Consider the following 19,966-nt stretch of genomic DNA (forward strand, 5'->3'; position numbering starts at 1 on the left):
ATCGTCCGCCCTCTTGACTTCGACGGCTACCGTCCGCCCGTGAGCGAACTGTCGGCTGTGTACCTGCCGGAGCTGACCGCCGGGCGGCTGCTCGGCTCCTGGCGGCCGGACGTTCCCGCGCTGTTGCTCGTCGTCGTCCTGGGCGGGCTCTACGGATGGGGTGTCGCACGTGTCCGCGGCCGGGGCGGCTCCTGGCCGCTCGCGCGTCTCGCCGCGTTCGCCGGGCTCGGTCTGGGCACGATCGTCGTCGCCACGATGTCCGGACTGGCCGTCTACGACCGTGAACTGTTCTGGCCCGCCGCCGTGCAGAACGTCAGCCTCGACCTGCTCGCGCCCCTGGGGCTCGCCCTGGGTGACCCGCTGCGGCTGGCGGCCGAGGCCCTGCCGGAGGGCGGTGCGGGCCGCCTGCGGCGGGTCATGAGCGGCCGGCTGGTCAGGACCCTGACGTTCCCCCTCGTCAGCACGGTGCTGGTGCTGGCCACGGAACTGACCGTCTACTTCACGCCGTACTTCGCCACCGCGCTGCGCGTGGGCTGGCTGCACGAGCTGATGTATCTCCATCTGCTGGCGGCCGGCTGCCTGTTCGTCCTGCCGGTGCTCACGCGCGAACAGGCGCTGCCCGCCTGGTGCACCCACCCCGTCCGGGCGGCCCTGGTCTTCCTGGACGGTGTCGTCGACGCCCTCCCCGGGCTGGTGGTCATGACGCACGGCACCTTGATCGCGGGCGCCTGGTACCTGCACCACGCGCCGCCCTGGTCCCCCGACGTCCAGCACGACCAGCAGATCGGCGGCGGCGCCATGCTCGGCATCGCCGAACTGGCCGCCCTGCCCTTCCTGCTGGCGGTCCTCGCGCAGTGGGTCCGCGCCGAGCGCGCCCAGACGGCGGCACTGGACCGCCTGCTCGACGCCGAACTCGCCCCCGCCGCACCCGCATCCGAGCCGGGCCCGGGTCCCGAACTGGTGCGGCCCTGGTGGGAGACGGAGAAGAGCGAGGTGGCGGAAAGGGTGCGGCGGCAGGGGCACGACGCCGGGCAGGCTGACCCGTATGGCGACCTATGACACGCTCGGCGCGGCCTACGCCCGTACACGGCGGCCCGACCCGCGGATCGCCGCGCGGATCCACGCCGCGCTCGGCGACGACATCGGGCACGTCCTCGACGTCGGAGCGGGCACCGGCTCCTACGAACCACCGGAGACGGTCCTCGCGGTCGAACCCAGCCGGGTCATGCTGGACCAGCGACCGCCGGGAGCCGCACCCGGTGTGCAGGCCGTCGCGGAACGCCTGCCGCTGCGGGACGGCGCCGTCGACGCCGTGATGGCGGTGCTGACCGTCCACCACTGGACCGACCTCGAGGCCGGCATCAGGGAACTGCGCCGGGTGGCCCGCCGCCGCGTCGTCGTCCTGACCTGGGACCAGGACGTCTTCCGTGAACGGTTCTGGCTGGTACGGGAGTACCTCCCCGAGGCGGCCCCGTTCGACGACACCCGCGCCGTCCCCGCCGGCCGGCTGGCCACCCTGCTCGGCGGAGCACGGCAGGAGACGGTCCCCGTCCCCCACGACTGCACGGACGGATTCGCCGCCGCGTACTGGCGCCGCCCCCACGCCTACCTCGACCCGCGGGTGCGCGCCGGGATCTCCCTGCTCGCCCAGACCGGCGAGGACGTCATCGCCCCCGGTCTGGCCCGGCTCGCGGACGACCTGGCGAGCGGCCGCTGGCACACCCGGCACGCCGGGCTGCTCGCGCTCGACGCCGTCGACGTGGGCTACCGGCTGCTGGTGGCCGACCTCTGATCCGTGCCCGGCCCGGTCGCCGAGGGGACCGGCCGTGCCGAGGTCGGTGCGGCCGACGGGGTGGGGGGCTCGGCCGTCGGGCCGGTCGCGTCGCCCGGGCCGTCCGGGCGGGGGCGGGTCGTGGCGGGCGCCGGCGCCTCGGACGGAGAGGCCGGTGAAGACGTCGGTGAAGGGGAAGCCGCCGACGGATGGGGAGTCGGTACCCGGGTCGGAGGTGCCGTGCTCGCGGGGGGCGGGGCCATCGGGACCGTCGGGGAACGGGCGGGCTCCGGGGCCGTGTGGCGCAGGGGGAGGGCGATGAGGGCGGCCGCCGCGCAGCACAGGCCCGCTCCGGCCGCGGCGCGCAGCACCCGGCGGCGGGTCGCCCTGCGGCGGACCGCCTCGTACTGGCCGGGCGGTGCGCCCAGGTAGTCGGGGGAGGAGGGCCGCAGGATCACGGCGAGCGGGTCGTCGGCGCCGTACTCCCGGTCGTCCGGATCGTCGTCAAGACGTGTGGTCAAGGCTTCTCCTCAGGTGGACGCGGAGCAGTTCCCGGGCCGCGTGCAGGTCGGCCTTGACCGTTCCTTCCTTGCGCCCGGTCAGCACGGACACCTCCCGGATCGGCATGTCAGCGTAGTAGTGGAGGAGGATCGGGACGCGGAGTCGTTCGGGGAGCGACTGCACGAGCAGGCGCACCGACGGGTCGGCCTGCTCCAGGTGGGGCCGTACGGCCGCCTCCGAGGTGACGCGGTGCATGGCCCTGCGCTCGCGCTCCAGTTTGCGCCAGTGGTCCCGGACGAGGTTGGCCGCGGTGACGTAGAGGAAGCCGCGGGGTTCCGTCACGGACGTCCAGCGGGCCCACAGCCGGGTGAACGCCTCCGAGGCGATCTCGTGGGCCGTCTCGTCGTCGTCGACGAGCCGGCGGCACCAGCCGGCCAGGCGCGGGTAGAGGGCGGCGAACAACTCGGACGCGGCCTTCTCACGGGACCGTTTCAACGCTCTCCAGGGGTGGGGGACTCGGCGCCGCTCAGCGCCGCGAACACGATCACGTTGTCCGCGTATCCGTCGCCGGTACGCGCTCCGCCGCACGTGATCAGCCGCAGCTCCGGGCGGTCCACGTTCCCGTAGACGTCGTCCACCGGGAAGCGGGTTCTGGGGACGGTCCGTACCGCTGTGACGGCGAACTCCGCCGCCTTGCCGTTCTCCAGGCGCGCCACGATCCGGTCGCCGCGGCGCAGCCGGGTGAGGTGACGGAAGACGCCGTCGCCGTACGCGCCGACCGAGACGTGCCCGAGGATCACCGACGGGCCTCTCTGGCCCGGCGTCGGCGAGTGCCGGTACCAGCCCGCCCGGTCGTCCGCGGTGACCGGCGGTACCCGCACCGTGCCGTCCGGGGCCAGGCCCAGCCGGATGACCGGGGTGTCGACACCGATGGCCGGCACCAGCAGCCGGACCGGGACCGAACGGGCCAGGGGGCGCGCCCCCTCGGCCGGGACCGGCCGAGGGGAGGACTGCGGCTGTGCCGCGGTGGTTGAGGAGTCCGGCGTCGTCCGACGCGTCCCCTGGCCTCCGCATGCCGTGAGCAGCGACGCGAGCGCCGCCGTCGTGAACGCGCGCCTGGAGAACGGGGTCATGCCCCGGTCGCCCGGCGACGCCGCACGACGAGGACCGTACCGCCGCCCACGGCGAGCACCGCGGCGGCGCCCGCGCCGACCGCCGTGCCGCCGAAGCCGGAGTCGGAGGCCTGGGACGCGGCCGTCACGCCGGTGTCGGGCGCGCCGCTCGGGACGACGGAGACCTGGTCCTCGCCCGGTGCCCGGGTCGGCTCGTCGGCCGGGACCGGGGTGGCGTCGGCGGGCGCGCGGGTCGGCTCCTCGGCCGGGACCGGGGTGGCGTCGGCCGGCGCGCGGGTCGGCTCGGCGCTCTCCTCGGGCTCGGAGGTGGGCGCGGCGGCCGTCGGAGCCGGACTCGGGGTCGCCGTCTCGCTCGCGAACGCGGGCCCGGTACCCAGGAGTACGGCGGTGCCCGCGAGGGTCAGGGCGGTGAGGACGGTTCGGCGCATGGGAATGCTCTCCTTCGTCGGTCCCGCCCGGTGAAGGGCGGGGCGGGTGACGGGTCGTGCGGAGAGACGAGGTGGCCGGGGGGCAGGTTGTAAAGAGATGGCAAAGTCCGGATCGCGTGCGGTCGCGCCGGCTCAACGCTCAGGGCCGCCGCAACAGCCCCCGTTCCATCGCCACCACCACCGCCCTCGTGCGGTCGTTGACGTCGAGCTTGGCGAACAGCCGGAGCAGATGCGTCTTCACCGTGGCCTCGGCGATGACGAGGCGGCGGCCGATCTCGGCGTTGGTCAGGCCGTCCGCCACCGCGTTCAGGACGTCCGACTCCCGGGCGGTGAGCGGGATCTGGGCGGGCTGGCGCATGCGGGCGACCAGCCGTTCGGCCACCCGGGGCGCCAGCACCGTCTCACCGCGCGCCGCCGCGTGGATCGCGTCGGCCAGTTGCTCACGGGTGGTGTCCTTCAGGAGGTAGCCGATCGCCCCGGCCTCCACCGCGCGCTCGATCTCCGCGTCGGTGTCGTACGTCGTCAGGATCAGCACCCGGGTGCGGGGGAAGCGCCGCACGATCTCGGTCGTCGTGGCCACTCCGTCCAGCACCGGCATCCGCAGGTCGACCAGGGCGACATCGGGTTCGTGGCGCTCGACGAGGCCGAGGGCCGCGCGGCCGTCGCCCGCCTCGCCGACGATCTCGATGCCGGTCTCGGAGGCGAGGAGGGCCACCACTCCGGCCCGCATGACGGTGTGGTCGTCCACCACGATGACGCGGAGCGCTCCGCCGGTCATGCCGTTACCCCGCTCTCCGCGGCGGCCGGCGGTATCAGCGCCAGCACCCGTGTCCCGTCGCCCAGCGAACTCGTCACCGTCAGCCTCCCGCCCAGCTCCGCCAGCCGTTTGCGCATGCCGTCCAGGCCGAAGCCGGACGACGACTCCACCACGAACCCGGTCCCGTCATCGGTGATTTCCAGCTCCACGCCGTACGGCTGCCGGGCCAGGACCACACCGACCGTCGAGGCGCGCGCGTGCTTGCGCACGTTGGCCAGGGACTCCTGGGTGCAGCGCAGCAGTGCGATCCGGGTCTGCTGGTCGCACTCCAGGTCCGCCAGTTCGGCGTCGACGGTGAGGCCGGTGTCCTCCGCGAAACGGTCCAGGGTCCGGCGGAGGGTCTGTGCCACCGAACCGGCGGCCGCCTGGCCGGGGCGCTGGGGCGAGCCGACCAGTTCCCGGGCCTCGGCGAGGTTCTCCCGGGCCGTCGACTCGATCGACCGCAACTGCTGGGCGCTGCGCGCCGGTTCGGAGTCGAGGCCGGCCCGGGCCGCCTCGGCGAGCACGATGATCGAGGCGAAGCCCTGTGCGAGGGTGTCGTGGATCTCCCGGGCCATCCGCTCCCGCTCGTCCGCCGCGCCCTGCCGCGTGTGGGCCTCGGACAACTCGGCCTGGGCCGCTTCCAGTTCGGTGATCAGCCTCGCCCGTTCGGCGCTCTGCCCGACCACCGAATGGGCCCACAGCCCGATCAGCGCCCCCACGGCGACGACGAGCACCGTGGACACGAGCGTCTCGGTGAAGAACTCCACCGTCCAGCCGTCCTGCCGCAGCACACTCGCGGCCAGGGTGGCGGCCGCGGCGAGGCCCAGGAACACCGTCGAGGCCTTCGGCGTCCGTCCGAACATCCAGTAGTGCGGCAGCGTCACCATGAACAGCGCCGCGTAGTTGCCCCGCAGATACGCCAGCCCGCCGAGCGCGACCACCAGCACCGACAGATAGACGTGCGGCCGTACGACGGGATTGGCCGGGAAGCGCTCCAGGACCGCGTACGACAGCACCACGCCGCCCAGCAGGACCAGCGCCACGTACTTGCTCTCGCCGGGCCGGTCGATGGCGACGAGCCCGACGGCCATCACGGCGAACAGCAGCCAGCACACCGTGTTCCAGCGGCGCAGTGACGTGGCCCAGAGGGTGTCGGGGGTGGCCCCGGCGAGAGCGGTCATGCCGGTCAACGTACGTCGACCGCCGGGCGGGAGGGAGACCTTTTCTCCGGGGCGGCCGTCGACCGGCGCCCCGGGCGCGAGGGCCACCAGCTCGCCTCGCCCAGCAGCAGCATCGACGCCGGCAGCACCATCACCCGGACCACGAACGCGTCGATCAGCACGGCCGCCGCCAGGACGAATCCCATCTGCTTCATCTCGATGATGTGCAGGAAGACGAAGCTCGTGAACACGGTCGTCATCACCACCGCCGCGCTGGTCACCACGCTCGCCGAGGAGCGGATCCCGTCCAGCACGGCCTGCCGCGTGGGCACGCCCGCGAGCACCGCCTCCCGGATCCGGCTCACCACGAACACCTGGTAGTCCATCGAAAGACCGAAGAGGATCACGAAGAGGAACAGCGGCACGCGCGACCCGATCGACCCGGTGGAGCGGAAGTCCAGCAGCCCCTCGGCCCACGTCCCCTGGAAGACCAGCACGAGCAGCCCGAGCGCCGCCGCGGCGGACAGCAGGTTCAGGCCGACGCCGAGCAGCCCGAGCACCACCGAGCGGAAGGCGTACACGGTCATCGCGAACGTCACCAGCAGCAACGCGCCCAGCACCAGGGGCAGTTTGCCGTTCTGGTGGGCGGGATAGTCGGCGTAGCGGGCGACGTCGCCGGACACGCCGTACTCGGCGCCGGTGATCCGGCCGACGGTCGCGGGCAGGAAGTCGTCCCGGAGCCGGTCCAGGGAGTCGTACGCCTCGTCGGAGTTGCCGAGGTACGGCACCTTCAGTTCGAGGGTGCTGGTGCGCCCGTCGGCGGAGGACCGGATGCGCGAGGCGTCGGTGAACAGCGGGTCGGCCGCGGCCCGCCTGGCCACCTCGCGCAGGGCGCCGCCGACCTCCGGCGACCGTGAGGCATCGGCACGCACGACGACCTGGTGGGTCACCCGCTGCTCCGGGAACGCCTCGTTGAGCCGGTCGTACACCTGCATCGCGGGGATGTCGCGGGAGTGCGTGTCCCGGCTCATCTCCGTGATCTTGAGTCCGGCGAGCGGGACGACGAGGGCGAGGAGCGCGACGACCGAGACGCACAGGGTGGCGAGGGGATGCCGGGCGGCGGGCCGCAGCAGAGCGTTCCACAGCCGGCCGCCACTCGTGCCGCCTCGTACCCGCCGCGCCGGCTTTCCGCGCTCCGCCCGCCACAGCGCCCGGCGTTCCGCCCGCCGCCCCAGCTTGACCAGCAGCGCGGGCAGGGCCGTCAGCGAACTGGCCACCGCGACCAGGACGACCACGATGGTGCCGGTCGCGAGGGAGGAGAAGATCACGTCGGAGGCCAGGTACAGCGTCGCCGTGGAGGCCACCACCGCGAGCCCGGAGACCACGACCGCCCGGCCCGAGGTCGCGGCGGCCAGCTCCACCAGCGCCTCGGAGGACAGCCGCCCGCCGGAGCGGGCCCGTTCCTCCCGCTCGCGCTTGAGATAGAAGAGCGTGTAGTCGACGCCGACCGCGAGGCCGATCATGAGGATGACGTTGGTACCGACCCCGGCGTCGGGCGACACGTGCGAGACGACCATGGACAGCCCGACCGCCGCCGCGATCGAGGACAGCGCCAGCAGCAACGGCACCCCGGCCATGGTCACCGACCCGAACACCACCATCAGCGTGACCAGGGTGACGGGAAGGGTGATCGCTTCCGACAGCGCCAGGTCGTCGCTGCGCTGCTTGTCGACGCCTTTGCTGACGGAGGGACTTCCGGTCTCCTCCAGCAGCAGCCCGGGGTGGCTCTTCTGCACCGCCGAGGTCTGCGCCACGAGCGCGTCGACCTTGTCCTTCGCGTCCCGCTCCTCGCCCTTCAGCGCCACCTCGACCATCAGGGTCTGTCTGTTCTTGGACAGCAACGGGTCGGCCACACCCGCCACTTCGGGCAGTCGCCGCATGCGGTCGGTCAGGTCGTCAGCGGCGGCGCGGGCGGCACCCTCGTCGAGGGCACCGCCCGAACGGGAGGAGATCAGCACCTGCTCGGCGGCCCTGCGCTCCAGATGCGCCTCGGCCGCCAGGGCCTCGGCGCGGCCGGCCTCGCCGACCCGGTAGTCCGCCGTCTTCGCGCTGTTCGTGCCGACGGCACTGCCGGCCCCCAGACACAGCGCCACGAACACCAGCCAGCCGGCGACCGCCCGCCAGGGGTGCCGCGCACTCCAGCGCGCCACGCGCACAGATAATGAATTCATGCCCGAAATGCTTGCCGAGCTGGCCAGTTGGCGGACAGAGGTACTCGGTTGAACCTGCCGTCCACCGGACGGTGGACCCGGGCCCTGGGGAGAACCCCACCCGCCCGGGGATCAGCTCGGCTTCAGGACGACCGCCTGTCCGCCCGCCGGCGCCATGGCCACGTCGAGCGTGTCGGCGGCGGTGACGGTCCGGGTGCTGACCACGACCGGGGTCCGGAACGGGCTGGTGCCCGGGGTGCCGTCGGCGTAGACCGTCGCCGTGTAGGTGCCGCTGCCGAGGAAGGACAGGGGCAGGGACAGGGTCCTGGACGACTCGTCGGTCATCGCGCCCAGGTACCAGGCGGAGCCGCTGCGGCGGGCGACCGCGATGTACTCGCCGATCGCGCCGGCCAGGGTGCGGCTCTCGTCCCAGGTCACCGGCACGGCGTTGAACCACGGCAGGCCGGGCCAGTTGGCCGGGTTGCCGTACTTGGACGGCTTGTCGTACCAGAAGAGGAAGTTGAGGGGCTGGTAGTACACCGCGGCCATCGCCATCTGGTGGGCGTTGGTCGTCTTGTCGCGGGACTGGCCGTAGCAGATCGTGTAGTCCATCGGGCCGCCGATGTTGCGCGCGAACGGCAGCGTCACGTTGTGCGTGGCGGTCGGGAACTGCTCGTTGCCGCGTACGCCTTCCAGGCTGATCCAGTTCGGGTACGTCCGCTCGTAGCCGAACGGCCGGACGTCGTCGTGCATGTCGATCAGCAGCTCGTACTTGGCGGCCGCCTTCGCCCAGTCGATGATCTGGTTCGTCATCGACTGGGTGCCGTCGTTGATGAAGCCGAGCTTGATGCCCTGCACGCCCCAGCTCTTGTAGAGGCCGAAGAGGGAGTCAGCGTCGGTCAGTGCGAGCCGGTTGACGTAGAGGAAAAGACCGATGCCCTTGCTCGTGGCGTACGAGATGACCGACGGCAGGTCGATGGCGGCGATGGGCTCGGTCGCGTCCGGGGTGGTGAACTCCGGGCCGTACCAGCCGGCGTCGTACTCGATGTACTCGATGCCCCGGGCCACGGCGAAGTCGACGCCCGCCAGCCCGGCGGCGGTGGAGAGCTCGCAGCGGAAGACCTTGCCCGGCTTGATCCAGGAGGTGTCGGGGAGGGCGTTCGGCGGCGCCAGGTTGAGCACCAGCTCGGCGTTGTCGACGAGTTCGGCGTGGGTGGCCCCGATCACCACCGCGCGCCACGGCGTGGCGAAGGGCGTGGTGACGGTGGAGGTCGTCTCCACCGGGCCGGTGCCGCGGGCGGTGTGCTCCATCAGGAACGCGGAGAGGGTGTGGGGCTCGCCGGCGACGGAACCGAGCATCAGCCGCGGGTAGTCGACGCGCGAGGACTCGCAGACGCAGGCGATGAGCCCGCCGGCGAGGGTGGCGGTGAGCGGAAGGTCGGTGAGCGGGCCGTTGTCGGTGCCGGCCGCGCCGGTGACCGGTATGGAGCCCGGCGCGACCGGCTCGTAGGCGTTCTCGTCGCGGGCGCTGTAGACGGTGGTGCCGTCGGGGAAGGCGAACGTCGTCAGCTCGTCGGCGACGGTGGCGGTGCCTTCGTCGAGGAGGAGGTAGCGCAGGGCGACGCCGGTCTTGTAGGCGCGGACCTGGACGCCGAAGCGGATGCCCGACGCCCGGTCCTCCAGGTGCCAGCGCTGCTCCTGGTAGTGGTCGGTGACGGTCGCGTTGCGGCCGTAGACCGGGGTCCAGGTGGTGCGGTGGGTGCCGTACCGCTGCCCGGTCACCCTGACGTCCGCGCCGAGGACGGTGCCGTCGCCGAGCCTGAGGCCCAGGGCCGAGGTGCCGATCACCGTCCGGGCGTCGCGGCGGGCGGACCAGCGGAGCGTGCCGTCCACCAGGGACAGGGTGATGGAGGTGCCTCCCATGCGCGCGGTGACGCTCTCCCGGCCGCCCGGCGGGGCGTCCGCGGCGCGGGCCGGGCCGGTCGCGGCGATCCCGGCCGCGGCCAGTCCGGCGGTGACGGCGGCGCCCTTGAGCACGACCCGGCGGGACGCGGCCGTCGGGTGACCGGCCGTTGTGTCCGCGGCGGGCTCTTGCCGTTCTCCCGAAGCTCTCATGGTGAGGGACCTTCCCCAGTGGTGGGCAGTAAGTGGTAGTAACCGTTTTCTGCGGGGGGCGAGTGCAGTTGTACGTGCCTGCGCAAGGTGGGGTCAAGAGGGAGGAACCGCAGGAACCGCTTCGGGCATACGCGAACACCCCGGGTGCCGGGCCTGATGCGGCCCGGCACCCGGGGTGCCGTGGTGCGGTCGGTCAGCGCAGGGAACCGAGGCGGTCCAGGCGCTCGTTCACACCGTTGCGGAGCTCGCCGAGGGTGGTGCCCGGCGGGGCCACCTTCGGCGTGGCGGACGGCGGCTGGGTCTCGTCCGCGCAGGTCGTGCCACGCGCCGGGACCTTCAGGTCCACCAGGTAGCCGGTGACGGCGTCCGTCGCGCAGGCGCTGCGCCCGAAGGCGGTGTGGCCCTCGGCCTTGAAGGTGAGCAGCCGGCCGTTGTCGAGCTGCCGGGACAGGGCCACCGCGTCCCGGTACGGGGTGTCCGGGTCGCCGGTCGTGCCGAGCACGAGGATCGGCGCGGAGCCCTTCGCCCGGAAGGAACCGTCGTAGCGGCTGGGCTTCTCGCCGGTCCACTGGACGCAGGTGGTGGCGTGCTGGTGGTCGTAGGTCGGCGGGCCGTACGCCATGGCCGGGCCCAGCAGCGGCGCCAGCTCGGCGTTCCTGGTGACCTGCCGCTTCAGCAGGGCCGGGTCACGCGGGTAGTCCTTGTCGACGCACTCGACGGCCACGTTCGGGTTGAGGAAGTCGTAGCTGGCCGGGGACGGCGGCCGCAGCAGGAACGAGGTGTTGTCGCGCTGCTGCGCCTTGCGCAGGGCCTGACCGAGAGACGGCCAGATGACCTTGCCCTCGTTGATGTTGAACATCAGGCGGTAGACGAGGGTGTAGCCGTTCGCCTGCCCGCCGTTCGCGGTCGGCACGGGATTGGCGTCCAGGTCGGCCTTGAGCTTCTCGAACGCGCCCCGGGGATCGCCGTCGCCGAACCCGCACGTGTCCTGGTCCGCCTTGCACCAGTCGAGGAAGCGGCTCATCGCGCCGTCCAGGGCCAGGTACTGGGGCCGGTCGTAGGCGTAGGGCCGGTTCGCGTAGTGCTCGGGGTCGTAGCCGCCGTCCAGCACGAGCGCACGCACCCGCTCGGGGAACAGGGCGGCGTAGACGGTGCCGATGTAACTGCCGAACGACCGCCCGTAGTACGTCAGCTGGTCCTCACCGAGGGCCTGACGCAACAGGTCGATGTCGCGGGCGACGTACTCGGTGCCCACGTACGGCGCCAGCTCGCCCGCGTTGTCCTGGCAGGCCTGGGCGAACGCGGCGGCCTGGCTCACGGCGGGCTCGTAGGCGTCCGGGCCGGGGACGCCCTTGGCGGCTCTGATGGCCTGCGTGTACGTCTGGTCGTCCCAGCACGTGACCGCTGAACTGCGCCCGACGCCGCGTACGTCGTACCCGAAGACGTCGAAGGAGTCGCGCATCGCGGCGGGCAGGCCGGCGTGGTTGTTGCGCACGAAGTCCACGCCGGAGTTGCCGGGCCCGCCGGGCTGGAGGAAGAGCGTGCCCTTCTTCTTGGCCTGGTCCGGGGCCTTCTTGCGGATGACCGCCAGAGTGATGGTCTTGCCCTGCGGGTCGCGGTAGTCCAACGGCACGTCGGCGTTCGCGCACTCGAAGCCGCCCTGGCAGTCGGACCAGGACAGGGACGGCACGGGCGGCTGCCCGTCGCTCCCGTCGGGCTCGGCGGCCATCACCTGGGCGGCGGTTCCGGCGAGAGCGAAGGAGACGGCGGCGGCGATGGCGATCCTCAGACGCGGGAGGCGTCTGCGCGCGCGGGTGCCGGACCGTCTCGGTCCATGAGCTTGCTTGTTCACTGTGGTGTTTCCCCCTCGGGTGCGACGCATGAGCCGTCGAGCACCCTGTGGTGTGGCTGGGTCGTTGAAGTTTCTAGCTCACTCGGAGGTGGGAGGGGAAGGAGGTCGGCCTTGTGGACCTACTTCCACGCGATCTCTCCGATACCCGGCGGTAGTTGCCGTGCCGTTCACTTTCGGAACGGTGGAGGGTACGCGGCGGCGATGCGGGGTGCGTCGGCGGTTCGGCCGATCTGCGGGGGCCGGGTCGTTGCCTAGGATCCGCTGCGTAGTCTGAGGCCATACCTGGCCAAGACCGTTGTTCGGCCGACCAGTTCACCCGAGCGAATCCCTCCCCCCACCGAAGGACAACCGACGTGTCGTCGAAGAACAGTCGTATCAGAATCGCCCTCCTTGCCGCCGTCATCGCCGTCACCGGCCTGGCCACGGCGGGACCCGCCCTCGCGGCCACACCGGCGGTCGCCCCCGCGGTGACCGTGACGTCCTCCCAGGCGCAGGACCCCGCCATACCCACCGACTTCGTCGACCTGCCCACGGGCCCCCTCCGGGCCGACGCCCCCCAGGAGTTCACCGTCACCTACCGCAACACCACGCCGGCACCCACGACCGTCGCCCCCCAACTCCTGGTGACGTCCCCGGACACCGGACCGTTCCTGGCGCCGTCGGACATCAAGGTCGAGCGGCGCACGGGGCATGGCTGCTGGGTGGCCGTGCGGCTGGGCAGCCAGACGGGGACGTTGTTCACGGACCTTGTGGGCGCGGAGCGGGTTTTGGGGGCGGGGGAGACGCTTGAGGAGCGGTACCGGGTGACCGTCCTCAATCCGGAGGCCGGGGGGACGGTGGAGCCGCGGGTGGCGTTGTACGGCTGACCTCGCGCTGCCGGATCAGTGCAGGGCGTCGATGGCCCGGACGATCAATGTCCGGGCCTCCGCCCCATGCTGGTACCGCCGGCTCGGACATCGCCGGTCAACTCGCTCCTGGTGAGAGTCGTGCCGCACGGGAGGCGAGGTGGCGCCGTTCCGGTGAGCTGGTGGCGCGTCGGGCGGCATCGCGGTAATCGTCCGCCGCCGCGTCGTGCCGGCCGAGCATCTCCAGGAGGTGGGCTCTGGTGGCGAGCAGGCGGTGGTGGCGTGCCATGCGCTTGTCGGGTTGCAGTGTCGCGAGCAGGTCGAGTCCGGCGGCCGGCCCGTGCACCATGGCGACGGCGACCACGCGGTTGAGGGTGATCATCGGGTTGGGAGCGACGTGCTCCAGCAGTTCGTACAGCGCGAGGATCTGCGGCCAGTCCGTGGCGTCGACATGCTCCGCCTCGTCGTGGACGGCGGCGATGGCGGCCTGCAACTGGTAAGGGCCGGTCTGGCCTCGTGGCAGGGTCTTGCTGATCAGGTCGATGCCCTCGGCGATGAGCCGGCGGTCCCACCGGCCCCGGTCCTGCTCCGCCAGCGGCACCAGGTCACCGCCGGGACCGATGCGAGCGGGACGGCGCGCGTCGGTGAGCAGCATCAGCGCCAGCAAGCCCGCCGTTTCGGCGTCGTCGGGCAGCAGACGGCGCAGCAGCCGGGTGAGCCGGATGGCCTCGGCCGACAGCGCGGGCGCGGTCAGGTCGGCGCCGTCCGTGGTGGTGTATCCCTCGTTGAAGATCAGGTACAGCACGTGCAGCACCTCGGCCAGCCGCTCGGCGCGGTCTGCCGCCTCGGGCATGCGCAGCGGCAGGCCTGAGGTCTTGATGGTCTGCTTGGCCCGGCTGATGCGCTGGGCCATGGTCGCCTCCGGGACCAGGAAGGCCGCGGCGATCTGAGCGGTGGTCAGGCCGCCGACCGCGCGAAGCGTCAGAGCGATCCGGCTCGGCGCGGACAACGCCGGGTGGCAGCACAGGAACAGCAGCGCGAGGGAGTCGTCCCGGTCGGTGGCCGGCTCGGCGTCGGCGGCGCGGCTGAGCAGTTCCGCCTGCGGGGTGGCCAGGGCGATACGGTCCTCACGGCGCCGCCGTGCCTGCTCACTGCGCACGTGGTCCACCAGCTTGCGCGAGGCGACGGTGCCCAGCCAGCCTCTCGGATTGTCCGGCGTTCCTTCGGCGGGCCACTGCAGCGCCGCGGCAAGCAGGGCTTCCTGTACGGCGTCCTCACACGCGTCAAAGGCGCCGTACCGGCGAAGCAGCACGCCGAGGACCTGCGGCGCCAGCTCGCGCAGCAGGTCCTCGACGCCGTGATCCACGCTCACACGTCCGCCGCGGACTCGTGCAGGACGGGCCACAGTTCGACCGGCTCCACGTCGGCGAGGGGCATGTCCGCCGCGATCTGCTGAGCGCGCTCCTGGCTCTCGCAGTCGAGCAGGTAGAAGCTGGCGATGTACTCCTTGGTCTCCAGGTAGGGCCCGTCGGTGACCGCCGGGGCCCCGTCCTTGCGGCGCACGAGCTGGGCGCTGGCCGCGTCCGCCAGGCCGTAGGCGCCCAGAAGCTCTCCGGTTTCCCGGTACTTCTTGTTGAACGCCTCCTGCTTGGCAATGGCCTCCGGCCATGCCTCGGCCGGGAAGGCGTCCCACTTGGCCTGGTTGCCGTAGATCATCGCGACGTACTTCATCTCGGGTGTCCCCTCATCCCGCGCGCCCCGCCGGCGCGCTGTCACCCCTGAGTCGGAGCCGGGAACGAGCGCTCGACATCCGACGACAACTTTCTTCAATTTTTCTTCCGGCAGGGGCGAATGCTGTCCCCCGGCCCCCCCTCGTGACGCGAATGATCAACCTACCTGGCCTCTCCTTGACGGAGGCAGACGGTCGTTCGTCGTCCCGTGGCCGAGGAGGCTCAAGGAGATGCCGGGACGTGATGCCCGTTCAGTCGATGCGGGCGCACAGGTCGTCCGTCGTCCCGTGGAGGAGGCGTACGGACTTGTATCCCGTCGGGCTGATCTCCATCGTGTAGACGCCGTCGACGAGGTACAGGCCGCGCGGCAGGCTGCCCTGGTCCTGGCCGACCCCGACGAGCACCGGTCCGTGCACGGCCCAGAGCTGGGAGCCGTCGGGCCGGTGCTCGACGACGGCCGAGCCGCTCGCGTCGGCGTCGTAGGAGGCGCCGGTCTCGGTGTTCGTGACGCGTACGACCAGATCGCCCTTGTACGCGACCCGCCGCACGGAGCCGTCGGGGTAGGTGCTCAGCACGCGCCGCACCACCTCGTCGACGACCGGCTCGCCGTGGACGGGGAAGTCGCACCGCACGCCGGCGCCGACGTCCCACGGCGCGGAGGGTGCCGGTTCCCAGCCCTTCGCCTCCGCGGCGACCGTCTCCGCGGACGCGGGCTGCGTCCCGGCGAGCGCGGCGGCAAGTGTCAGCGTCGCGAGGGCGGTTCGTCGCATGGTTCTCCCTGGGCAGAGGTGTGAAGGAAGCGGCGTGCGCCAGTCTCTCCCCGGCCTCTGACCAAAGCCTGACCATCGACGTCCCGTTAGGCTGCCGGACAGCCATGGAGTTCCAACTGCTCGGTCCGTTCGCCGCCCGCCACGAGGGACGGCAGGTGCTGGTGGGCAGCCGCCGCCAGGAGCGGTGCCTGCTGGCGGTCCTGCTGCTGCACGCGGGCCGCGCCGTTCCGACGGACCGCCTCATCGACCTGCTGTGGGACGACGAGCCGCCCGTCTCCGCCCGCGCCACCGTCCACACCTACGTCGGTCGCCTGCGTGCCGCCCTCAGGCCGCACGGGGTGTCCGTCGAGACCCGGCACGACGGTTACGCCGTGGAGCAGGGCCCTCAGGGGCCTCATGGGCTCGACGTCCAGGAGTTCGTCGGGCTCGTCGGGCAGGCGGCCGATGCCGGTGACCCCGCGGAGCGGATCCGCCTGTACGACCAGGCCCTCGGGCTCTGGCGCGGCCCGCTGCTCGCCGACGTCGCCGACGACCGGCTGCGCTCGCGCCTCGGCGGCACGCTCGGCGAACTGCGCCTGTCCGCCCTGGAGCGGCGGGCGGAGGCCCAGCTCGCCATGGGTCTGCACGACCGTGTCGCGGCGGACCTGACACCGCTGCTGGAGGAGCACCCGACCCGTGAGCGGCTGGTCGGCGCCCGGATGACCGCCCTGTACCGGACGGGCCGCCAAGCCGACGCTCTCCAGTTGTACGACCGCACCCGCGCCCTGCTGGCGGACGAACTCGGCATCGAGCCCGGGCGCGAACTGCGCACGCTCCACGAGCGCATACTGAGCGCCGACCCCCGGCTGGACCGGCCTCCCGTGCCCGTCTACGCGGTCCGGGTCGGCGACCAGTGGCTGCCATGGAGTACGAGCGGACACCCCGCGCTGGAGTTCTGCAACACCTACGCCGGGTGGGGCGGGGAGCGGCTGCCCGGGTCGGACTGGCTGCGCGGTTACGCCACCCTCGCCGTATGGGCCGGTCACCTCGACCTGATCGAGGACCGGCAGGTCACCCGGCTGCGGGAACAGGCCCTGCGCCAGCCGGCCGAGGCCGCCGCCGTCCTCGCCGAGGCCCGCCGGCTGCGTACGGACCTGTACTCCTGCCTGACCGATCCGCAGGACGGCCGGGCGTTCAAGGCGGTGGCCGCGGCGGTGGAGGACGCCGCGCGGCTGTCGGTCTTCACGCGTGGCGAGGACGGTCTCGGACGCTGGCAGCCGTCACCCTCCGCCGGTCTGCGCCTGCCCGTCTGCGCGGTGGCCCGCAGCGCGGGGGAACTGCTCGCCGATCCGCGGCGGTTCACCGTCCGCGGCTGCCTCAGCCGGGACTGCGGCTGGCTGTTCCTCGACGAGAGCGGGCGGCGCCGGTGGTGCAGTCTGGCGACGTGCGGTGCCAAGCGGTCGGCCGGCGGCCGGTGACAGGTCACTCAGGCGGGGCATTTCATGCGGAGCGGACCGGCCGGAACCGGTCCGTGGCCGCCAGCACCGCCTCCGTCGTGGCATCGCCCGACAGCCCGTGCCCCTCCTCGCCGATCAGCACGAGTTCCGCGTCCGGCCACACCTGGGCCAGCCGCCATGCGACGTCCGGAGGACCGCTGATGTCCATGCGGCCGTGGATCATCACGCCGGGGATGCCGGCGAGCTTCCCGGCGTCGCGCAACAGCGCCCCGTCCTCCAGGAAGCCGGCGTGCCGCCAGTAGTGCGTGACGAGGCGGGCGAAGCGCAGCCGGAAGTCCGGGTCCTGGTAACGGGGATCGGGCTTGTGCCCGGGGTGCGTGGACACGTGCACGTCCTCCCACCGGCACCACTCCCGCGCGGCCCGCTCCCGTACGGCCGGATCGCGGTCGGCCAGCATCCGGGCGTACGCATCCACCAGGCTGCCGTCGCGCTCCCCCTCGGGCACGGCGTCACGGAACCGGTCCCATTCCCCCGGGAAGATCCGGCCCATGTCCCGGGTCACCCACTCCACCTCGCGGCGGGTGGTGTTGGTGACGCTGAAGAGGACCAGCTCGGACACGCGTCCCGGGTGCTGTTCGGCGTAGGCCAGCGCGAGGGTCACGCCCCAGGAGCCGCCGATGACGAGCCATTCCCCGATGCCGAGGTGCCGGCGCAGCAGCTCGATGTCGGCGATGAGATGCGGGGTGGTGTTGGCGTCGAGCGAGGTTCGCGGATCGGCGGCGTCGGGTGTGCTGCGTCCGCACCCCCGCTGGTCGAAGAGCACGATGCGGTACGCCGCCGGGTCGAACAGCCGGCGCCAGAACGGCCCCGCGCCTGACCCGGGCCCGCCGTGGAGTACGAGTGCGGGCTTGCCCTCCGGATTCCCGCAACCCTCCCAGTACACGCGGTTGCCGTCGCCGACGTCGAGCATGCCGTGCGCGTACGGCTCGATGGGGGGATAGAGCTCGGCCATGTGAGACGCACTCTCCTCGACCCTCGGCAGATGTAACAGCGCTGTTAGATTATCAGCGTGAACAGTGCGAGGAATCACCCGGATCCGGTCGCCGTAGGCACTCTCCTCCGCCACGTCCTGGAGCTCCTGGACGGCGACGTGGCCAAGGTCTACGAGGAGCAGGGCCTGGCCGAGTACCGGCCCCGCTTCTCCCCGGTCGTACGGGCCCTCCTGGCCGAAGGCCCCCTGTCGGTGCGCGACTTGGCCGCGGCCGTGGGCGTCACGCACTCGGCCGCGAGTCAGACGGCGGCGCAGATGGCCCGGGTGGGCCTGGTCACCCACACCCCCGACCCACTGGACGCCCGCCGCCGCCTGGTCGCCCTCACGCCGAAGGCCCGTGCCCTGCTGCCGCAGATCGAGGCGGAGTGGGAAGCGACGGTGGCGGCGATGGCGGAGCTGGACGCGGAGCTTTCGATGCCGTTGGGGGAGTTGCTGAGGGAGGTGGCGGAGGCGGTGGGGCGCCGGCCGTTCCGGGAGCGGGTCGCGGCGGCGTACCGGCCTCCAAGGGGCGGCCCGAAGCCGTGACTTCGGAGTGGCCGAGCCCGCGCACAGGCCGGCGAGCGGAGACCCTGGGTGGGCGACTTGATCTGTGCCTGTGCGCTGCGGAAAACCCCCGTGTCCGCCTGGAGGCCTCCCCCACCTCAGGTCGGCGGTCAACCGCATGGTTTCCGTGGCCGTGCGGCGGAAACCTTGGATCATGACACGGCATCGGACCGCCATCGCTCTGACCTTGCTCGTCACACTCGGCGCCGTCGCAGTCGGCATCCCGGCCGTGGCTGCGCCGGCCGGCCCGGCAGTCACGGCCGGCGCACCGAACAGCGCACCGACCACCGCACATGTCACCGCGCCCGCCTCCACCGTCGTCGACGCCCTCGATCGCGCCTCCCACCGGTTGCGCACCGTCGAAACGGGTGGGGACACCCGCGACCTGCGTCCCCTCGACCGCATGATCGGTGACGCCCGGGTCGTCGGCCTGGGCGAAGCCACCCACGGCTCGCACGAGTTCTTCGCCCTCAAGCACCGCGTCTTCCGCCACCTCGTCGAGGAACAGGGCTTCCGTACCTTCGCCCTGGAAGCCCCCTGGAGCACCGGCCTGCGCCTCAACGCCTACGTGCTGCGCGGTGAGGGGGACCCGCGGCGCATCATGCGGGAGGAGTTCCAGCGGGACTACCTGTGGTGGAACAACGCCGAGTATCTGGCGCTCGTGGAATGGATGCGGTCGTACAACCGCCGACACCCCGACGACCCGGTCCAATTCATGGGCGACGACTTCGCGTGGGCCGGCCCCGAGCTGTACGACGAGGTCACCGGCTACGTGGCCCGTGCTCACCCCGGCCTCCTCGCCCGCTTCACCGCGCTGTACCGAGGGCTGCGGCCCACGACGGCGGCGGGCGCGTACATCGAGCAGTATCTGCAACTGCCGTACGCCGAACGCAAGGAAAGGGCGGACCGGACCGGTAAGGCTTTGAAGCTGCTGAAGCAGCAGGCGCCGGGTGCCGACCGGGCAGCGTACGACTGGGCGGTGCGGCACGCCACGGCCATCGACCAGACCGCGCGCGGCTACGCCTTCGACTTCGAGGACCCGGAGCAGCTACGGGCCGCCCTGCGCTTCCGTGACTCGGTCATGGCGGACAACGTGGCCTGGTGGGCGGAGCACACGGGGAACAAGGTCCTGCTGTCGGCGCACAACGCACACGTCGCCTACGTTCCGGACGACCCCGTCCACTACCCGAAGATGCAGGGCGCGTTTCTGCGCGACCGGTTCGGTGACGGGTACGTGAGCGTCGGTTTCACCTTCGCCCGGGGTTCGTTCCATGCGACAGGACCCGAGGGGGAGGTGCGGCGGTTCACCCTCGGTCCGGCGGGGCCCGGCAGCAACGAACGGACACTCGACCGGGTGCGCCACCGGGACTACGTCGTCGACCTGCGGACCGCGCCGCAACCGGCCCGGAACTGGCTACTGGCCGCCCGGCCGACCCGCAGCATCGGCACGGCATACCCGGAGCCGGAGCACGACGTAGCACTCGCCCGCAGCCACGACGTGCTGATCCACCTGCACCGTGTGGAGGCGGCCCACCTGCGCGACCGGTGACCGGCGTCCGGCTCGGCGGCCGGAGTCCGGCCCTGGGCGGTAACACCCGCTCCCACTCCCACACAGCCCGGGT

Annotated in this window: 19 protein-coding genes; 6 read left to right on the forward strand and 13 right to left on the reverse strand. The window is 72.3% G+C overall.

All coding sequences use genetic code 11. From position 1 onward, the window contains the following. Nucleotides 1-39 precede the first annotated feature (39 nt). The gene (locus tag CP976_RS22730; protein ID WP_150482032.1) at nt 40-1,059 is read left to right on the forward strand and encodes a cytochrome c oxidase assembly protein; all 1,020 of its coding nucleotides are present in this window, start codon (nt 40-42) and stop codon (nt 1,057-1,059) included. Continuing rightward, nucleotides 1,046-1,792 (forward strand): class I SAM-dependent methyltransferase, encoded by a 747-nt coding sequence (locus CP976_RS22735; RefSeq protein ID WP_150482033.1) that lies wholly within the window; start codon nt 1,046-1,048, stop codon nt 1,790-1,792. The genes CP976_RS22730 and CP976_RS22735 overlap by 14 nt, the downstream gene beginning before the upstream one ends. On the opposite strand, the gene CP976_RS22740 is transcribed toward CP976_RS22735, so the two are convergent. From CP976_RS22740 to CP976_RS22780, 9 genes are all read right to left on the reverse strand, one after another. Next, a complete protein-coding gene (locus CP976_RS22740; RefSeq protein WP_167537392.1) occupies nt 1,765-2,292 on the reverse strand; it encodes a hypothetical protein in 528 nt (175 codons plus the stop codon). The two genes, CP976_RS22735 and CP976_RS22740, sit on opposite strands and share 28 nt — an antisense overlap. Further along, a complete protein-coding gene (locus CP976_RS22745; RefSeq protein ID WP_150482034.1) occupies nt 2,276-2,767 on the reverse strand; it encodes an RNA polymerase sigma factor in 492 nt (163 codons plus the stop codon). The genes CP976_RS22740 and CP976_RS22745 overlap by 17 nt, the downstream gene beginning before the upstream one ends. Continuing rightward, a complete protein-coding gene (locus CP976_RS22750) occupies nt 2,764-3,405 on the reverse strand; it encodes a class F sortase (protein ID WP_150482035.1) in 642 nt (213 codons plus the stop codon). Before CP976_RS22750 ends, CP976_RS22745 begins: the two co-directional genes overlap by 4 nt. Next, nucleotides 3,402-3,833, reverse strand: coding sequence for a Tat pathway signal sequence domain protein (locus tag CP976_RS22755; protein ID WP_150482036.1), 432 nt, complete (start codon nt 3,831-3,833; stop codon nt 3,402-3,404). Before CP976_RS22755 ends, CP976_RS22750 begins: the two co-directional genes overlap by 4 nt. Nucleotides 3,834-3,972: 139 nt before the next feature. Further along, nucleotides 3,973-4,611 carry a response regulator gene (locus CP976_RS22760; RefSeq protein WP_150482037.1) on the reverse strand — a complete coding sequence of 213 codons (639 nt, stop codon included), beginning with the start codon at nt 4,609-4,611 and terminating at the stop codon, nt 3,973-3,975. Beyond that, nucleotides 4,608-5,813 (reverse strand): sensor histidine kinase, encoded by a 1,206-nt coding sequence (locus CP976_RS22765; protein ID WP_190146859.1) that lies wholly within the window; start codon nt 5,811-5,813, stop codon nt 4,608-4,610. The genes CP976_RS22760 and CP976_RS22765 overlap by 4 nt, the downstream gene beginning before the upstream one ends. Nucleotides 5,814-5,818: 5 nt before the next feature. After that, the gene (locus tag CP976_RS22770) at nt 5,819-8,023 is read right to left on the reverse strand and encodes an MMPL family transporter (protein WP_150482038.1); all 2,205 of its coding nucleotides are present in this window, start codon (nt 8,021-8,023) and stop codon (nt 5,819-5,821) included. A gap of 111 nt (nt 8,024-8,134) precedes the next feature. Next, a complete protein-coding gene (locus tag CP976_RS22775) occupies nt 8,135-10,117 on the reverse strand; it encodes a glycoside hydrolase family 97 protein (RefSeq protein WP_150482039.1) in 1,983 nt (660 codons plus the stop codon). 193 nt (nt 10,118-10,310) lie between these two features. Next, nucleotides 10,311-11,846 (reverse strand): alpha/beta hydrolase, encoded by a 1,536-nt coding sequence (locus CP976_RS22780; protein WP_373304864.1) that lies wholly within the window; start codon nt 11,844-11,846, stop codon nt 10,311-10,313. 476 nt (nt 11,847-12,322) lie between these two features. Between CP976_RS22780 and CP976_RS22785 the strand changes: the two genes are divergently transcribed. Next, a complete protein-coding gene (locus CP976_RS22785) occupies nt 12,323-12,835 on the forward strand; it encodes a hypothetical protein (protein ID WP_150482041.1) in 513 nt (170 codons plus the stop codon). A gap of 97 nt (nt 12,836-12,932) precedes the next feature. Here the strand turns inward: CP976_RS22785 and CP976_RS22790 are convergent, their stop codons facing one another. The 3 genes from CP976_RS22790 to CP976_RS22800 form a co-directional block, all read right to left on the reverse strand. Then, complete coding sequence (locus CP976_RS22790; RefSeq protein WP_150482042.1) at nt 12,933-14,186, reverse strand: RNA polymerase sigma factor; 1,254 nt, start codon at nt 14,184-14,186, stop codon at nt 12,933-12,935. Then, on the reverse strand, nt 14,183-14,545 hold the full coding sequence (locus CP976_RS22795; RefSeq protein ID WP_150482043.1) for a YciI family protein: 363 nt from the start codon (nt 14,543-14,545) through the stop codon (nt 14,183-14,185). The genes CP976_RS22790 and CP976_RS22795 overlap by 4 nt, the downstream gene beginning before the upstream one ends. A gap of 250 nt (nt 14,546-14,795) precedes the next feature. Then, nucleotides 14,796-15,314, reverse strand: coding sequence for a hypothetical protein (locus CP976_RS22800; protein ID WP_150482044.1), 519 nt, complete (start codon nt 15,312-15,314; stop codon nt 14,796-14,798). A 104-nt stretch (nt 15,315-15,418) separates the two neighbouring features. Here CP976_RS22800 and CP976_RS22805 point away from each other — a divergent pair, with 104 nt between their 5' ends. Next, on the forward strand, nt 15,419-16,771 hold the full coding sequence (locus CP976_RS22805; protein WP_150482045.1) for a BTAD domain-containing putative transcriptional regulator: 1,353 nt from the start codon (nt 15,419-15,421) through the stop codon (nt 16,769-16,771). Nucleotides 16,772-16,793: 22 nt separating this feature from the next. On the opposite strand, the gene pip is transcribed toward CP976_RS22805, so the two are convergent. After that, complete coding sequence (gene pip / locus CP976_RS22810) at nt 16,794-17,762, reverse strand: prolyl aminopeptidase (protein WP_150482046.1); 969 nt, start codon at nt 17,760-17,762, stop codon at nt 16,794-16,796. Between the two features lie 57 nt (nt 17,763-17,819). Between pip and CP976_RS22815 the strand changes: the two genes are divergently transcribed. Beyond that, complete coding sequence (locus tag CP976_RS22815) at nt 17,820-18,326, forward strand: MarR family winged helix-turn-helix transcriptional regulator (protein ID WP_150482047.1); 507 nt, start codon at nt 17,820-17,822, stop codon at nt 18,324-18,326. A 172-nt stretch (nt 18,327-18,498) separates the two neighbouring features. After that, entirely contained in the window at nt 18,499-19,893 is a 1,395-nt protein-coding gene (locus CP976_RS22820) for an erythromycin esterase family protein (protein ID WP_150482048.1), read from the forward strand. Nucleotides 19,894-19,966 lie beyond the last annotated feature (73 nt).

The sequence above is a fragment of the Streptomyces coeruleorubidus genome (assembly GCF_008705135.1).
Lineage (GTDB): Bacteria > Actinomycetota > Actinomycetes > Streptomycetales > Streptomycetaceae > Streptomyces > Streptomyces coeruleofuscus.

Excerpts from the sequence above, each read along its gene's own strand:
- CP976_RS22800 (WP_150482044.1), bottom strand. The coding sequence starts at position 15,314 with ATGCGACGAACCGCCCTCGCGACGCTGACACTTGCCGCCGCGCTCGCC.
- CP976_RS22775 (WP_150482039.1), bottom strand. The coding sequence starts at position 10,117 with ATGAGAGCTTCGGGAGAACGGCAAGAGCCCGCCGCGGACACAACGGCC.
- CP976_RS22765 (WP_190146859.1), bottom strand. The coding sequence starts at position 5,813 with ATGACCGCTCTCGCCGGGGCCACCCCCGACACCCTCTGGGCCACGTCA.
- CP976_RS22805 (WP_150482045.1), top strand. The coding sequence starts at position 15,419 with ATGGAGTTCCAACTGCTCGGTCCGTTCGCCGCCCGCCACGAGGGACGG.
- CP976_RS22735 (WP_150482033.1), top strand. The coding sequence starts at position 1,046 with ATGGCGACCTATGACACGCTCGGCGCGGCCTACGCCCGTACACGGCGG.
- CP976_RS22750 (WP_150482035.1), bottom strand. The coding sequence starts at position 3,405 with ATGACCCCGTTCTCCAGGCGCGCGTTCACGACGGCGGCGCTCGCGTCG.
- CP976_RS22780 (WP_373304864.1), bottom strand. The coding sequence starts at position 11,846 with ATGGCCGCCGAGCCCGACGGGAGCGACGGGCAGCCGCCCGTGCCGTCC.
- CP976_RS22755 (WP_150482036.1), bottom strand. The coding sequence starts at position 3,833 with ATGCGCCGAACCGTCCTCACCGCCCTGACCCTCGCGGGCACCGCCGTA.
- CP976_RS22795 (WP_150482043.1), bottom strand. The coding sequence starts at position 14,545 with ATGAAGTACGTCGCGATGATCTACGGCAACCAGGCCAAGTGGGACGCC.
- CP976_RS22770 (WP_150482038.1), bottom strand. The coding sequence starts at position 8,023 with ATGAATTCATTATCTGTGCGCGTGGCGCGCTGGAGTGCGCGGCACCCC.
- CP976_RS22820 (WP_150482048.1), top strand. The coding sequence starts at position 18,499 with ATGACACGGCATCGGACCGCCATCGCTCTGACCTTGCTCGTCACACTC.
- pip (WP_150482046.1), bottom strand. The coding sequence starts at position 17,762 with ATGGCCGAGCTCTATCCCCCCATCGAGCCGTACGCGCACGGCATGCTC.
- CP976_RS22760 (WP_150482037.1), bottom strand. The coding sequence starts at position 4,611 with ATGACCGGCGGAGCGCTCCGCGTCATCGTGGTGGACGACCACACCGTC.